The organism is Ruminococcus sp. AF17-22AC (assembly GCF_003460065.1).
GTDB lineage: Bacteria > Bacillota > Clostridia > Lachnospirales > Lachnospiraceae > Blautia_A.
Map to the genome: position 1 here is coordinate 167543 of NZ_QRXT01000003.1, position 15714 is coordinate 183256.

General features: G+C 44.4%; 16 protein-coding genes. 13 read left to right on the forward strand and 3 right to left on the reverse strand.

All coding sequences use genetic code 11. The features are described from left to right. Positions 1–4 precede the first annotated feature (4 nt). The 8 genes from DWW86_RS06065 (at position 5) to DWW86_RS06100 (ending at position 6465) form a co-directional block, all read left to right on the forward strand. Entirely contained in the window at positions 5–1075 is a 1071-nt protein-coding gene (locus DWW86_RS06065; protein ID WP_117942697.1) for a branched-chain amino acid ABC transporter permease, read from the forward strand. 2 nt (positions 1076–1077) lie between these two features. Then, positions 1078–1836, forward strand: a complete 759-nt coding sequence (locus tag DWW86_RS06070) for an ABC transporter ATP-binding protein (protein WP_072521991.1) — start codon at positions 1078–1080, stop codon at positions 1834–1836. Positions 1837–1848: 12 nt separating this feature from the next. Continuing rightward, complete coding sequence (locus DWW86_RS06075) at positions 1849–2559, forward strand: ABC transporter ATP-binding protein (RefSeq protein WP_117942572.1); 711 nt, start codon at positions 1849–1851, stop codon at positions 2557–2559. A 12-nt stretch (positions 2560–2571) separates the two neighbouring features. After that, positions 2572–3198 carry a cytidylate kinase-like family protein gene (locus DWW86_RS06080; RefSeq protein WP_072521989.1) on the forward strand — a complete coding sequence of 209 codons (627 nt, stop codon included), beginning with the start codon at positions 2572–2574 and terminating at the stop codon, positions 3196–3198. 258 nt (positions 3199–3456) lie between these two features. Next, the gene (locus tag DWW86_RS06085; RefSeq protein WP_117942698.1) at positions 3457–4176 is read left to right on the forward strand and encodes a polysaccharide deacetylase family protein; all 720 of its coding nucleotides are present in this window, start codon (positions 3457–3459) and stop codon (positions 4174–4176) included. Positions 4177–4299: 123 nt separating this feature from the next. Continuing rightward, entirely contained in the window at positions 4300–4965 is a 666-nt protein-coding gene (locus DWW86_RS06090) for a YesL family protein (RefSeq protein ID WP_072521988.1), read from the forward strand. Further along, positions 4962–5927 (forward strand): tRNA modification radical SAM protein MnmL/YtqA, encoded by a 966-nt coding sequence (mnmL, locus tag DWW86_RS06095; protein ID WP_181985314.1) that lies wholly within the window; start codon positions 4962–4964, stop codon positions 5925–5927. The genes DWW86_RS06090 and mnmL overlap by 4 nt, the downstream gene beginning before the upstream one ends. 25 nt (positions 5928–5952) lie before the next feature. After that, the gene (locus DWW86_RS06100; protein WP_072521987.1) at positions 5953–6465 is read left to right on the forward strand and encodes a DUF4364 family protein; all 513 of its coding nucleotides are present in this window, start codon (positions 5953–5955) and stop codon (positions 6463–6465) included. Positions 6466–6516: 51 nt separating this feature from the next. Here DWW86_RS06100 and DWW86_RS06105 read toward each other — a convergent pair whose 3' ends face one another. Continuing rightward, positions 6517–7836, reverse strand: coding sequence for a replication-associated recombination protein A (locus tag DWW86_RS06105; protein WP_117942573.1), 1320 nt, complete (start codon positions 7834–7836; stop codon positions 6517–6519). Between the two features lie 155 nt (positions 7837–7991). Between DWW86_RS06105 and DWW86_RS06110 the strand changes: the two genes are divergently transcribed. Further along, positions 7992–8714 (forward strand): phosphatase, encoded by a 723-nt coding sequence (locus tag DWW86_RS06110; protein ID WP_072521985.1) that lies wholly within the window; start codon positions 7992–7994, stop codon positions 8712–8714. 103 nt (positions 8715–8817) lie between these two features. Continuing rightward, complete coding sequence (locus DWW86_RS06115) at positions 8818–9132, forward strand: YerC/YecD family TrpR-related protein (protein WP_015541997.1); 315 nt, start codon at positions 8818–8820, stop codon at positions 9130–9132. A 114-nt stretch (positions 9133–9246) separates the two neighbouring features. Here the strand turns inward: DWW86_RS06115 and DWW86_RS06120 are convergent, their stop codons facing one another. Beyond that, entirely contained in the window at positions 9247–10962 is a 1716-nt protein-coding gene (locus tag DWW86_RS06120; protein WP_117942574.1) for a serine hydrolase, read from the reverse strand. Between the two features lie 118 nt (positions 10963–11080). Here DWW86_RS06120 and DWW86_RS06125 point away from each other — a divergent pair, with 118 nt between their 5' ends. Then, positions 11081–11818, forward strand: a complete 738-nt coding sequence (locus DWW86_RS06125; RefSeq protein WP_072521983.1) for an SH3 domain-containing protein — start codon at positions 11081–11083, stop codon at positions 11816–11818. Between the two features lie 45 nt (positions 11819–11863). Here DWW86_RS06125 and DWW86_RS06130 read toward each other — a convergent pair whose 3' ends face one another. Continuing rightward, complete coding sequence (locus tag DWW86_RS06130; protein ID WP_072521982.1) at positions 11864–12487, reverse strand: DUF1836 domain-containing protein; 624 nt, start codon at positions 12485–12487, stop codon at positions 11864–11866. A gap of 201 nt (positions 12488–12688) precedes the next feature. Between DWW86_RS06130 and pcrA the strand changes: the two genes are divergently transcribed. Together pcrA and DWW86_RS06140 are read left to right on the forward strand one after the other, a co-directional pair. Next, positions 12689–14923, forward strand: a complete 2235-nt coding sequence (pcrA, locus tag DWW86_RS06135) for a DNA helicase PcrA (RefSeq protein ID WP_117942575.1) — start codon at positions 12689–12691, stop codon at positions 14921–14923. Between the two features lie 97 nt (positions 14924–15020). Further along, positions 15021–15713 carry a phosphatase PAP2 family protein gene (locus tag DWW86_RS06140; RefSeq protein WP_117942576.1) on the forward strand — a complete coding sequence of 231 codons (693 nt, stop codon included), beginning with the start codon at positions 15021–15023 and terminating at the stop codon, positions 15711–15713. Position 15714 lies beyond the last annotated feature (1 nt).

Sequence of the window (15714 nt, forward strand, 5' to 3'; positions counted from 1 at the left end):
CAGAATGAAAAAAACAATGAACAAAACAACAAAAAACAATTTTATCAACTATGGAATTGTAATCGCAATTTTTGTGATTGTAGAGATCCTTTCCGGAACAGGAAACCTCTCAAGACTTCTTACAGGTCTGCTGGTTCCGCTTTGCGTTTATACGATTGCGGCAATCTCTCTGAACCTGGTTGTAGGTTTTTCCGGTGAGCTGAGCCTTGGCCATGCAGGATTCATGTGCGTTGGTGCATATTCCAGTGCATTATTTTCTCACATTGCAAGTGATATCCCGCAGGTGCCGAGATTTATCCTTGCAATTCTGATCGGTGCAGCAGTAGCAGCAGTGTTTGGTGTGATCATCGGTATCCCGGTACTTCGCCTTCGTGGTGACTACCTCGCAATCGTAACGCTGGCATTCGGCGAGATTATCAAAAACCTGATCAATATCCTGTATGTCGGTTTTGATGAAAACGGACTTCATGTTGCAACAAGTTCTGCAAATCTCAAGCTTGCAGCAGGCGGCAAACAGATCCTCAAAGGTGCACTTGGTATTTCAGGAACAGGTGCTCTTTATAAAGACGTAAAGCATTATTTCTTCCCGATCGGAATCATTCTGGTATTGCTTACACTGTTTATCGTACAGAACCTGGTAAACTCCAGAAGCGGACGTGCGATCATGGCAACCAGAGATAACCGTATTGCGGCAGAATCTGTAGGTATTGATGTGACGAAGTTCAAACTTCTTGCATTTACTATTTCAGCAGCTCTTGCAGGTGTTGCAGGCGTACTGTATGCACATAACCTTTCTATGTTAAAGGTATCCGGATTTGACTACAATATGTCTATCCTGATTCTGGTATATGTCGTGCTTGGTGGAATCGGAAACTTAAGAGGTTCTATGATCGCAACGATCATCCTCTATGCACTTCCGGAACTCCTCCGTGGATTTGCAAACTACCGTATGCTGATCTATGCGATTGTCCTGATCGTTATGATGCTCTTTAACTGGGCACCGGCAGCAAGAAACTGGAGAGCACGTGTCATGGAAAAAATCAGAGGCACTAAGAATAAAAAGGAGGCAGCTTAACTATGGCAATGTTAGAGGTAAATCATCTGGCTATCCAGTTCGGCGGTCTTCGTGCAGTTGACGGATTTAATGTATCCATCGAAAAAGGTCAGCTGTATGGTCTGATCGGACCGAACGGTGCCGGTAAAACAACAATTTTCAACCTTCTTACAGGTGTATACAAACCGACAGAAGGTATCATCAAGCTTGACGGACAGGATATCACAGGAAAGAGTACGATCGAGATCAACAAAGCCGGTATCGCGCGTACTTTCCAGAACATTCGCCTGTTTAAGGATATGCCGGTTCTTGACAATGTTAAGGTCGGACTTCATAACCATCATTCGTACTCTACACTGACCGGAATCTTAAGACTTCCGAAATACCACAAAGTAGAAAAAGAAATGAACGAAAAAGCAATGGAGATCCTTAAGGTATTTGATCTCGACAAAGAAGCGGATACACTTGCAGGAAACCTTCCATATGGTAAGCAGCGTAAGCTCGAAATCGCCAGGGCGCTGGCTACCAATCCGAAGCTTCTTCTGCTGGATGAGCCGGCAGCAGGTATGAACCCGAATGAAACACAGGAACTGATGGATACTATCCGTTTTGTACAGAAACATTTTGGTATGACCATTCTTCTGATCGAGCATGATATGAAACTGGTTGGAGGTATCTGTGAAGAAGTAACCGTACTGAACTTCGGACAGGTGCTTGCACAGGGCGAAACACTGAAGGTTCTGAAAGATCCGGCAGTTGTTACTGCATATCTGGGAGAATAGGAGGAAGATCAAATGTCAATGTTGGAAGTAAAAGATCTCCAGGTTTATTATGGTGTCATTCAGGCGTTGAAGGGGATTTCCTTTCATGTAGAACAGGGAGAAGTTATCGCACTGATCGGTGCAAACGGAGCAGGTAAAACAACGACACTGCAGACACTGACCGGAATCATTCCGGCAAAAGCAGGAAGCATCAGCTTTGGAGGCAAAGATCTTACAAAGACACCTGCACATAAGATTGTTGAGATGGGTATGGCGCATGTTCCGGAAGGAAGACGTGTCTTTGCAGATATGTCTGTATACGAAAACCTTCTGATGGGAGCCTACACAAGAAAAGATAAAAATGAGATTGCACAGAGTCTTGAAATGGTATACAAGAGATTCCCACGTCTGAAAGAACGTACAGGACAGCGTGCCGGTACACTTTCCGGTGGTGAGCAGCAGATGCTGGCTATGGGACGTGCTCTGATGAGCAAACCAAAGATCATTCTGATGGATGAGCCATCCATGGGTCTGTCCCCGATCTTTGTAAATGAGATCTTTGATATTATCAAAGAAGTAAGTGAAAGTGGCACAACCGTTCTTCTGGTTGAGCAGAACGCAAAGAAAGCCCTTTCTATTGCTGACAGAGCGTATGTTCTTGAGACAGGAAGTATCACTCTGGAAGGAAAAGCAGATGATCTGCTTCATGATGAATCTGTCCAGAAAGCATATCTGGGAGAATAAGGAGGAATCGATATGGATCAGGTTGTAATCACAATTGCAAGACAGTATGGAAGCGGTGGACGTACCGTTGGTAAAATGCTGGCAGAACGTCTGGGAATATCTTTTTATGACAAACAGATCATTCAGATGGCATCTGATGAGAGCGGAATAGATGTGAAGCTTTTTGGAAAAGTTGAGGCCGGCGACAAAGTCAAAAGTTCTCTTTTCGGAAGTAAAGACAGCATTTACAAAGGTGGGCTGCATCAGCCGGGCAGCAAGGATTTCATCTCTGATGAAAACCTGTTTAATTATCAGGCGAAGGTAGTGAATGATCTTGCGGAAAAAGAATCCTACGTTATCGTAGGACGCTGCGTAAACTATGTATTTAAAGATCGTCCGAATACATTACGCGTATTCATCCATGCGCCTTGGGAATTTCGTGTGGAGAAGGCTTCTGAGAAGATTTCCGGATCAAGAGAAGATGTCGAGAAATTCCTTCTCAAAGACGACAAACGCAAACAGGATTATTACCGTAAGTTTGCGGGCGGTATCTGGAACGATGCGACAAACTACGATCTCTGTCTGAACAGCGGAAAGCTTGGATTTGAGAAATGTGTGGATGCGATCGAGGCACAGCTTAAGATTATGTTGAATAAATAGTAACTATTCAGAAGGTAGTATCCCGCGAGGCGTTTTGGCATGTTTTTTGCCAAAATCCCGAGACCTATAAGGCAAAATGCCATCACCGAAGGTGATTTGGAATGCATTTTGGCTCGTAACTGTGAGGGTACTGAACAGTTACAATAAATAAAGAAAATGGCACTGGAGGCTTTTTATCTTCCGGTGCTTTTTTTGTGCATTCTTTCATATACTGAACAGAGCCTGAATCTGAAAATCAAAGAAAGCCCGGGAACCTTAATGAAAAAAAGAAAAGTATGTGTTTTACTGATTTTGATAGTGGTATTTGTGCTTGCTGTCGGCTGGAAGCGTACAGATCCGGAAGTTCGGCGTACTTCCGGAAAAGCGATCGCAGCAAATATAGCAGGTCAGGGGATGCTCAGGCTGGTAGAACAGTCCGTGGAACATCCAAAAGCTGCACTGACTTTTGATGACGGACCGGATGCACGGTATACCAGCGTGCTGCTTGACGGACTGCGCGCAAGAAATATAAAAGTCTCATTTTTTCTTCTGGGTGAAAAGGTAGAGCAGAATCCGGATCTGGTCAGACGTATGCAGGAGGAGGGACATCTGGTCGGAAATCATACTTATCATCACGTTCAGCTTGATAAACTGAGTGATGCAAAAGCGAGAGAAGAAATCTTAAAGACGAACAACCTGATCTATGAAACAACGGGAAGATATCCGCAGTATATGCGTCCTCCGTTCGGGGCGTGGAAAAAGAATCTGGAACTGCGTGTGGAGATGATGCCGGTATTCTGGACGATTGACACGCTGGACTGGAAGGTACAGAATACTGAACAGATCATAAAGACTGTAGAGGAAAAGATAAAAGATGGTTCTATCATTCTGATGCATGATGAATATAAGACGACAGTAGAAGCAGCACTCAGACTTGCGGACAGTCTGAAAGAAAAAGGGTATGAGCTTGTCAAGGTAGATGAGCTGATTATGCCGTAGCTTCCTGAGAATATTATAGACAGAAAACAACTGTTTGGGTTTTGATTGCTTTTTGTGGAGATTTTCGTTATACTATTTATCAGAGACCGGTGTTATCCGGAGAAGAAAAAAGGAGCGATACACATGGGACGTATTTTTGATATGGACAATAAATTTTTCAGGTTTATGAGTAAGGTGGCGGATCTGTGTATTCTGAATATTATCTGTGTGGTCTGTTGTATTCCGGTCATTACCGCAGGTGCATCGATTACAGCCATGTACTATGTGACACTGAAAATGGTACGTAATGAAGAAGCGTACATTTTAAGAAGCTTTTTTAAATCTTTTAAGCAGAATTTCAAACAGGCAACGATCATTAATCTGATCATGCTGCTGATCGGTGTGGTCCTTTATGTAGACCTGAATGTGTCAAAAGCAATGCAGGGAGGAGCCGGACAGATCTTTCAAATTATCTTTATGGCATTTGTGCTGATTTATTTTATCCTGTTTTTGTATGTATATCCGGTGCTTGCCAGATTCTATAACACGATCAAAAATACGATCAAAAATGCTTTGTTTATGGCAATCCGACATTTTCCGTATACGGTTGTCATGGTAATTATTGCTGTATGCCCGCTGTTGCTTCTGCTTGTGAAAAGTTATCAGATACAGTCGACACTGTTTGTGCTGTTTCTGCTTATGGGATTTGCACTGATCGCATATTGTAATTCCTATTTCCTTGCGAAGATTTTTGACAACTATATGCCAAAAGAAGAAGCCGGGCAGGAAAGTGCAGGCGAGTCTGTATGAGTGAAAAGACGGTTGCAGGGCAGAGTATAAGAAACTGGAACGGCAAGCCGTATCATTCTCTGGACTATATGCTTAAGCAGACGTTTGGCGAAAAAGTCTACAAAGTTACTCTGAATGGCGGCATGTCCTGTCCGAACCGGGACGGTAAGCTGGGAAGCCGGGGCTGTATTTTCTGCAGTGCCGGAGGAAGCGGCGATTTTGCAGCAGATCCGACGTTTTCCATAACCGATCAGATTGACAGCCAGATCGAGATGCTTCGTGCGAAACGTCCGATTCACAAATATATTGCTTATTTTCAGGCATACACGAATACGTATGCACCGGTCGTATACCTTCGGAAGATTTTTTCGGAGGCAATCCGGCATCCTTCCGTAGTAGCATTGTCCATCGGGACAAGACCGGACTGCATCGGAGATGAGGTTCTTGCACTTCTGGATGAGCTTAATCAGATCAAGCCGGTGTGGATCGAACTGGGACTTCAGACGATACATGAGCGGACTGCCGCTTATATCCGAAGAGGATACCCGCTTTCCTGTTTTGAGGAGACAGTACATCGGCTCAGATCACATGGAATACAGGTTATCGTTCATACGATACTGGGACTTCCGGGAGAATCTGATGCAGATATCCTCGGGACGATGGACTATCTGAACGGAAGGGATATACAGGGTATCAAGCTGCAGCTGCTGCATGTACTTCGTGGGACGGATCTGGCGGATGATTATCTCGCCGGGAAGTTTCATGTTTACGAAAGAGAAGAGTATCTGAATCTGCTGATTGAGTGTCTGGAACATCTGGATCCTTCAATCGTGATTCACAGGATGACGGGAGACGGACCGGCGGATCTTCTGATTGCGCCTCTGTGGGCAAGCCGTAAGAGAGAAGTTTTGAATCTTCTGCATCATGAGATGAAGATACGGGGAAACTGGCAGGGCAGACAGTTCAGACATCAGACAGTATGAGAAGTATGAGAAAGAGGTGACTGAAATGGCAGAACCATTCACAACGTACAAGCTGATCGTCTTATATATGGCGAAACATGCAAAGGAAACACTGACAAATTCTCAGATTTCAGAATTTATACTTGACCGTGAATACACGGATTATTTTCAACTGCAAAAGGTGCTTTCGGAGCTGACCGAAACAGAATTACTCCGGAAACGTACAATCTCCAACAGCTCCTATTACGAACTGACGGAAGAAGGAGCGAAGACACTTTCTTATTTTGAGAAGGAGCTGTCCGGAGAAATCAAAAATGAAATAAAAGAATATCTGCAAAGTCATGGCGGACAGAGGCAGGAACGCATCCTGACACCGGCAGATTATTATACGACACCACAGGGCGCACATGCAGTGCGCTGTCAGATCATTGAGAAAGAATCGACGGTTCTGGATCTGACACTGGTAGCTCCGGGAAAAGAAGCGGCACAGGCCATCTGCAGTAACTGGCCGAAAAAGAGTCAGGAGATTTATGAGAACCTGATGGGCGAGCTGATCTGAGCTTCTCAGGCAATGAGAAAGGTAAATAATGATAAGCAAAAGGCGGGGAATTCATTCCCTGCCTTTAATTCTGTGCATATAAGCCTTGATCTCTTTCTCATAGCCAAGGTCTCCCGGTTCATAGAAACGCTCTCCCTGGATTTCGTCCGGGAGATACTGCTGTTCGACATAGTGGTTCGGATAGCTGTGGGCATATTTATAACCGATACCTTTGCCGAGTTTTTCGTGCCCGCCGTAATGTGCATCCTGCAAGTGAACCGGTACAGTGGTGCGTGTGCGTTTTACGGAATCCATTGCGGCAAAGATCGCATTGACTGCGGAATTACTCTTCGGGGCGCATGCCATATAGGTGACTGCCTGAGAGAGAATGATCTGTGATTCCGGCATACCGACACGCTCAACGGCCTGTGCTGCGGCAACTGCGACAGAAAGCGCCTGCGGGTCTGCGTTTCCGATATCTTCGGAGGCAAGGATCATGATACGCCGTGCAATAAACTTGATATCTTCGCCGGCGTAGAGCATTTTGGCAAGATAGTAAACTGCAGCATCCGGATCGGAACCACGCATACTCTTGATAAAGGCGGAAATGATGTCGTAGTGGTTATCACCTTTTTTATCATACTGGACAACGCGCTTCTGGATACATTCCGAAGCAACTTCCAGCGTCAGGTGGATATGTCCGTCAGTACTCTTCGGGGTGGTGAGGATGCCAAGCTCAACAGCGTTTAATGCGCTTCTTGCATCACCACCTGCCATATCGGCGAGAAAATCAAGAGCATCATTGTCGATCACAGCACCGTAATTGCCCATGCCCCTGTCACAGTCGTTGACTGCACGGAGAAGCAGCGTACGGATATTTTCGGTACTCAGGGCTTTCAGTTCAAAGATGATGGAACGGGAAAGAAGAGCCCCGTTGACCTCAAAGTATGGATTTTCGGTCGTAGCCCCGATGAGAATGATTGTTCCGTCCTCTACAAAAGGAAGAAGATAATCCTGCTGTCCCTTATTGAAGCGGTGGATCTCATCGATAAAAAGGATGGTCTTGCGTCCGTACATCCCAAGATTATTCTGCGCTTCCTGTACAACCTGCTCCATGTCTTTCTTGCCGGCAACGGTGGCATTGATCTGGGTAAAATTGGCACTGGTCGTATTGGCAATGACTTTGGCGAGAGTTGTCTTGCCTGTGCCGGGCGGACCGTAAAAGATGACAGAAGTCAGCTTATCGGCTTTGATAGCACGGTATAATAATTTGTCTTTGCCGACGATATGTTCCTGGCCGACCACTTCATCCAGCGTCGTCGGACGAAGACGGGAAGCCAGAGGTGATTCACGGTCAAGGGTTTTTGATTTGGCATATTCAAACAGATCCATAAGAGATCCTCCATTCTATTACATAAATGCGTACATTTGTTCTTATTATACTTTAGACTGATAAAAAATTCAACAGAGTATCTACAAAATGAAAAAAAGGTAGTATACTGGTTATTGTTTACAGACAGCATACAAGAAAGACGAGGACAGATGAAATGAGATACGAAACCGTGATGGATCTGCATACACATACAATTGCAAGCGGTCACGCATATAATACGCTGCGCGAAATGGCAAAAGCAGCAGCAGACAGGGGACTTGAGATTCTGGGAATTACAGAACATGCGCCGATGATGCCGGGAACCTGCTATAATTATTATTTTCATAATCTGAAGACAGTTCCGAGGGAACTTTACGGAATACGACTTTTGCTGGGAGCGGAGCTTAATATCCTGAATCCACAAGGTGAGGTTGATCTGAAGGAAGAGGAACTTCGGGGAATAGACATCGGAATCGCCAGTCTTCATCTGCCGTGTATGAAACCGGGCTCACGTGAAGAGAATACAAGTGCCTATCTGAATGTGATGAAGAATCCATATGTCAATATTATTGGACATCCGGATGACGGGCGCTATGAAGTGGATTATGAAGCTCTCGTACAGGGGGCAAAGGAATATGGTAAGATTCTGGAAGTAAACAATCATTCACTTGTACCGACTTCATTTCGGCAGAATGCAAGGGAAAATGATGTAAAGATGCTTAAATTCTGTATGAAATATCAGGTCCCGGTCGTGATGGACAGTGATGCACATTTTGACACACACATTGCGGAATTTGATGCGGCAAGGGGACTTTTGGAAGAACTGGATTTTCCGGAGGAGCTGGTTGTGAATCGTTCTGTGAATGCATTGAGGGGATATATTAATGCGTTAAAATAGTCCTTGCTTTTCGTATGTTAAAGTGTTAAAATACGATGTATATGAATAAGACACAAAACAGAAAACAAGACTAAAACAAAATGGAACTAAAGGAGAAGGGATCATGGGTAAAAAAATCAGAACAGAAGAGGTTGACCATTTATTTGAAGCAATCCTTTGTCTGAAGAATAAAGAAGAGTGTTATACATTTTTTGAGGATGTATGTACGATTAACGAGCTTCTTTCTCTGTCACAGCGTTTTGAAGTTGCAAAGATGCTGACAGACAAGCGCACATATCTGGATATTTCTGAAAAGACCGGTGCTTCTACCGCGACGATCAGCCGTGTAAACCGTTCTTTGAATTACGGAAACGACGGTTATGAGATGGTATTTGCCAGAATGAAAGAAAAAGAAGCAGAAGGCAAGACAGAAGAATAAACGACATAATCAAAGAAAGATCACATAAGAAAAAGAGGAACAGATTATGGAGCAATGTAAACTCCGATAACCTGTTCCTTTTCTATTGTCTGTCTGAACTGTTCAGAAGTTGTTTTATTTCCGGGAGGTCATATACTGATAGACATCCGCGGAAATCTTTTGGATGGTTTCCTGTGCGCTTGAATTGTTCCGGATGTTGTTTGAGAGTACACAGATGACATAGGGATGCTCCTTGTCAAAAACAATCGCAATGTCGTTTTCGACTACACCGAGACCGTCACCTGCAGAAAGTTCACCGGTTTTGTTGGCGGTTTCCACACCGGACGGAATGCCGGATGGGATTTTGCCGGTGCGTGTCTGAGCTTTCAGAAGTGTCAGCATGTCGGAGGAAGCATCTGCGTTTACCATGCTTCCGCTGTAAATGTCAGACAGGAGACGGCAGCAGTCGGAGGCACTTGTATAATTGTCATCGGTCGGGTTGGAAGCCAGAAATTCCCGCCCGAGATGTGTAGATGCATATCCGTGTTCCTGACAGAATTCATTTAAGACAGATGCGCCTTTCTGGAAATCCCCGCCGCCAAGTCTGCGTGCAAGCTCATTTGCGGCGTCGTTGTCACTGACCGTGATCATCTGGGTCAGGAGAGATTTCAGACTGTTTTCATAATCAGAAGAAGGTTCCGTCGCTCCGCCAGTGTAAACAAGTTTATCGAAGACAGCAGCCATGATGAAAGCTTTGATCACACTGGCAGACTGCATGGATACTTCCGCATTTACAGTACTGTAAGCATGGTCGCTCAGATCCATGGCAGCAATTGCCCAGGTTTCATTAGCTGCTTCAAGTGGATCGACATAAGTCTTTTCAAGTGTATCGGTCAGATCGGAAAGATGTTTTCCTGATCCGGTGAGATCAGATGCAACGATGTTGAAGTACTCATCAATTCCGTCGGCGATTCCTTTTGCCATTGTTTCGTGGTGGGAAGTATCGGTGATGTACATGTCATCACTTTCATTGCTCATAAATCCCATTTCCAGGATCGCAACAGGTACAGTACTCCAGTTGGTACCGGTCATATTGTCAGCAGAGATCACGCCTTTGTTGGCAAGTCCGGTGGCAGAACAGTAGCTGTTTATGACACATTCGGCCAGAGTATTACTTTTTTCGATAAGGTCTGTATCAAGATACTGGTTGGCGCTGGTCGGTGCCATAGTAAGTGCTCCGGCAGCGGATGCGCTGTTGTCGCTGTTTGCATGGATGCGGACGGTAATATCTGCACCCTCAGAGGTGGCAAATTCCGCACGTTCTTTGTTGCTGATCGCTTTATCGTTGTCTTCTCGTGTCATGACGACTTTATATCCGCGGGAAGTCAGTTCCTTTTCAAGAATCAGAGATACCTGTAGATTTACTTCGTATTCCGGAACTTTGGAATAGTTGCCGGTGGTGCCGGTCGTCGCTTTGTTTTTGGTCTGGGAAGAGCCGGGAGCCATCGGTTCCTGTGCGCTCATGTCGACCCAGCTGCCCTGATGTCCCGGATCGATACATACGGTAAAGCCTGAGTTATCGGAAGTGGCGCGGGAGGCTGTATTTGCGGCTGACCAGTCAATTCCGGAAGAAACAGTATCTTCGTCGCCTTCTGAACTGTCAGAATCCGAACTGTCCGCATCATCGGCTGAATCAGTGGAATCTCCGCTGCCAAACACAGATGAAGAGGGAGCTTTGATCATAGCCTGTCCCTGCTCACTTTCATAAGTAGTTTCTGCTGAAGCCCAGATCGTAGCCGGAAGCAGAAAAATCAGGCATCCGGCGAGAAAAAGGGATAAAAATTTTCGCATTTTTGTATCCTCCTGATGAATTAATTTTACAGAAAGTAGTTTCATATATGATATAATATAATAAAAAATTTGACAAGAACAGTTAAGCGTTTGTCGAAAGAAAAAAGGGGGCTATACTATGAGGAAGAATCGTAAATGGATGAAACAGGCAGTGAGATCTCTGCTGGTGCTGATGCTTACATTTGTTCTGGCAGTACCGGTTATGGCAGAGGCAAAAGCAGTTGACTATTGTGCAGAAGATATGAATACGTATTCGGTTGCTGTTGCGAGCGGTTATCTGGCACTTCGTAATGCACAGGCATATAACGATGCCAATGAGATCGGGAAACTGTACAGCGGAGACACGGTAGATGTGATGAATGCAAGTGACAGTACTTACTGGTATGTTTATTCTCCGAAGCTTGATAAGTATGGTTATACGAACTGTAATTATCTTGCAAATTCTGCATACGAATGCAATGTCCGTGTACAGAGCGGTTATCTGGCACTTCGTACAGAAAAAGCGTTCAAATCTTCTAACGAGATCGGGAAGCTGTATACCGGAGATACTGTACAGATTGCGGATTCCAGCGACAGTTCCTACTGGTTGGTATATGCACCCGGACTTGGCAAGGGTGGATATGTGAATAAGGATTATCTTGTTGACGCAGTCAGTGTGATCCGTAAGACCGTTAAGGTAACGAGCGGATATCTTGCTCTTCGAAGTGAGATGGCATATGATGACGAGAATGAAATCGGCAGACTGAACACCGGTGATATCGTACAGATTGCAGATTCCAGTGACAGTACTTACTGGAGAGTGTACTCTGAACGACTTGGAAAATTTGGTTACGTAAATAAAAATTACCTGCAGTGATGCAGGTAATTTTTTGCAGAAAGCAGGAAAGTTAAGTTCTGCATATTATTTCTTGGATTTGTGTTTCGGATCATGATCCGTCGAAGCACGAAGATCGTCGATCATCTGTTCAATGAGCATCTTTTTGACATAAACGTCAAAGCTTAAGAGACAGATAAAGGAAAATAACTTAAGAAAATCTTTGTCTTCTTCCGGCGCATCCTCAAAAGTCTCCTGTGCAATCTCATAACGTTCCAGCAGTTCTTTTTGGAGGGCCTCAATCTGGCCTTTTTCCATACTGAATACTTCTGTGTAAATAGAAGTAAGATCCATGTTTCCTTCTGATTTAAAGTATTTGTCGGTCAGCGGTCCGAGCAGTGTCTGGATATCGTTGATCGACAGAATGTTTTTAAAGTAGTAGATAAAGATCAGGACCAGCAGATGCTCTTTGGAATAACGCTTCTTCTCGGGGGAAGGGAGCAGATTATTCTTTGCGTAGTTGTTGATCATGGTCTTGGTGAGGATTTTGTCGTCTTTATAACGCTTTGAATGTGCAAGCTGTGCTTCCATAAAGGTGGTTACCTGATCCATATAAAGATCTATATTCGGAATGTCCTCTGGCTTCACATAGCCGATTCCGGAAACGCGTTCCAGAATATTGCGAATCATAGATTCTGTAGTTACTGACATATATTCATCTCCTTTGCCTGGATGAGCAGGCAGAATGTTGATTCATCACCTATAGGCTTTATTATATAGTTTTAAATACTACTTGTAAATGGTTTTTTTAAAATTCCTTTACCCCGTGAGGGCTTTCATGTATAATAACAAAAGACATGAAAACATCAGTTCGACATACTGAACTGACCAATGAGAGACAGGAGAAATCTGATGAGCATATATGATACATTAAATGACCGCCAGAGGGAGGCGGTTTTCTATACAGAAGGACCGCTTCTGATTCTTGCAGGAGCAGGGTCAGGAAAGACCAGAGTACTGACACACAGGATCGCATATCTGATTGTGGAGAAAGGAATCAATCCGTGGAATATACTTGCGATCACATTTACAAATAAGGCTGCGCACGAAATGCGTGAGCGTGTCGACCGGATCGCAGGCAACGTCGGTGGAGGCAGTGTGTGGGTATCCACTTTCCATTCTACATGTGTGCGCATTCTGAGACGTCATATCGATCGCCTTGGTTATGATAATAATTTTACGATCTATGATGCAGATGACCAGAAAACCCTGATGAAAGAAATCTGCCGCAAGATGAACATCGACACAAAGAAAGTTAAGGAACGCGCACTTCTGGCGCAGATTTCCCATGCGAAGGATGAGCTTCTGAATCCGGATGAGATGGAGATGAATGCCGGAGCAGATTTTAATCAGAAAAGAGCTGCGCAGGTTTATCGTGAATATCAGGCGGCGCTTCGAAGAAATAATGCGCTCGATTTTGATGATCTGATCGTAAAAACTGTTGAGCTGTTTCAGAACTGCGATGATGTACTGCAGACTTATCAGGAGCGGTTCCGATATATCATGGTTGATGAGTATCAGGACACGAATACTGCACAGTTTAAGTTTGTAAGCCTTCTTGCATCCAGATATGAAAATCTTTGTGTAGTAGGTGATGATGACCAGTCTATTTACAAGTTCCGCGGAGCCAATATCGGCAACATTCTGGGATTCGAGAAAGTATTTCCGAATGCAAAAGTCATCCGCCTTGAGCAGAATTATCGTTCCACACAGAATATTCTTAATGCGGCAAACGGTGTGATCTCCAATAATACCGAACGTAAAGAAAAGACTCTCTGGACGGAGAATCCGGAAGGAGAGAAGATACATTTCCGTCAGTTTATGAACGGCTATGAAGAAGCAGAATATGTTGTGGGTGATATTGCGAAGCGCCACCGTGACGGCACGGCAGATTACCATGACTGCGCAGTACTTTACCGTACAAATGCCCAGTCACGACTTTTTGAAGAAAAATGTCTGCTTGCCAATATTCCGTACAAGATCGTCGGTGGTGTAAATTTCTATGCACGAAAAGAAATCAAAGATCTTCTGTGTTATTTAAAGACTGTAGACAATGCAGCGGATGATCTTGCCGTACGGCGTATCTTAAATGTACCGAAGCGTGGCATTGGTGCAACGACTGTCGGCAGGGTGCAGGATTATGCGGATATGATGAATATCAGTTTTTATGATGCCCTTCGTGTGGCGGAGGAGGTTCCGTCAATCGGAAGAAGTCTGTCAAAGATCGAGGGCTTTGTGACTTTTATTCAGTCATTAAAGAGCAAAGCACAGGCATATTCTGTGTCAGAACTTCTTGAAGAGATCATTGACCTGACCGGTTATGTGGATGAACTCAAAGCCGAGGATACTGATGAGGCAAGAGCAAGAATCGAAAATATTGATGAACTGATTTCCAAGACGGTTTCTTATGAAGAAGCCATGAAGGATGAAGAACGCGAAGCGACTCTGTCCGGCTTCCTTGAGGAAATTGCCCTGATAGCGGAGATTGATTCAGTTGATGAAAATCAGGATTATGTGATTCTGATGACCCTTCACAGTGCAAAGGGACTGGAGTTTCCGTATGTTTATCTTGCCGGTATGGAAGACGGGATGTTTCCGGGCAGCATGAGTATCTTTTCGGGAGATCCTTCCGACATGGAAGAAGAGCGTCGCTTGTGTTATGTAGGTATTACCCGTGCAATGAAAGAACTGACACTGACCAGTGCGCAGCAGCGTATGGTACGTGGGGAGACGCAGTATAACCGTGTATCCAGGTTTGTGAGGGAGATTCCGCGTGAACTGGTAGAACTCGGAAATACTGTGCAGGAGCGCAAACCGAAGATGCCGGAGACGAAATCTTCACTGAACAGTTATCTTCAGATGAAGAAGAATTTCCATACGAAGGCATTTCAGCCACAGAACTTCAAAGTGACCAAAGCGGATTCCCTTGATTACGGAGTCGGTGATACCGTGCGCCATGTCAAATTCGGTGTTGGCATCGTTAAAGATATCGTAGAAGGCGGCAGAGATTATGAGGTTACCGTAGATTTTGACCGCTTTGGTACAAAAAAAATGTTTGCAGCATTTGCAAAGCTGAAAAGAATATAACTTTTTTCTTAAGAATTCTTAATGTTTTCGTACTTTAGTTGCCTCACCTGTCAGGGAATGCTATACTGTTTTATATGAAAAACGAAGGGAGTACATTATGCAAAAGCTTTTAAAAGGTCTTACGAGAATACTCCCTGCTTATGGAGTTTTTCCGGTTATATTTTCTTTTGTATTTAATTGTCTTGTCTATTCAGGTTCAAGGATGATCGCAGGCGGATGGTATCATCACAATATCGAGACAGGCGTGGACAGAAGATTCCCTTTTGTCCCGGAGTTTCTGGTGATCTATTTTGGCTGTTATGTCTTCTGGGCTGTCAATTACATTCTTATTGCAAGGCAGGATCGGCGCAGTGTCTATCAGTTTTTTACAGGAGATTTTATATCGAGATGTATCTGCCTTGTGTTTTTTCTTGCATTTCCAACGACAAATACAAGACCGGTGATCACAGGGGGCGGTTTGTGGAATCAGGCAGCTCTGTGGCTGTATTCGATTGACGCGGCAGACAATCTATTTCCATCCATCCACTGTCTGGTAAGTTGGTTCTGTTATCTGGGAATCCGTGGCAGGAAAGAAATTCCGCGCTGGTATCAGAGAGTGTCCATGGTAATTGCGATTCTGGTATTTGTATCCACACTTCTTACGAAACAGCATGTGATCGTAGACGTGGCAGGAGGAATCCTTCTTGCTGAATCCTGTTTCTTCATCGGAAGAAAGACAGATCTCTACAGGATATACGAAAGATTCGGCAGCAGGATCGAACAGAAAATTCGCAGGCTGACAGAAGGGTGAG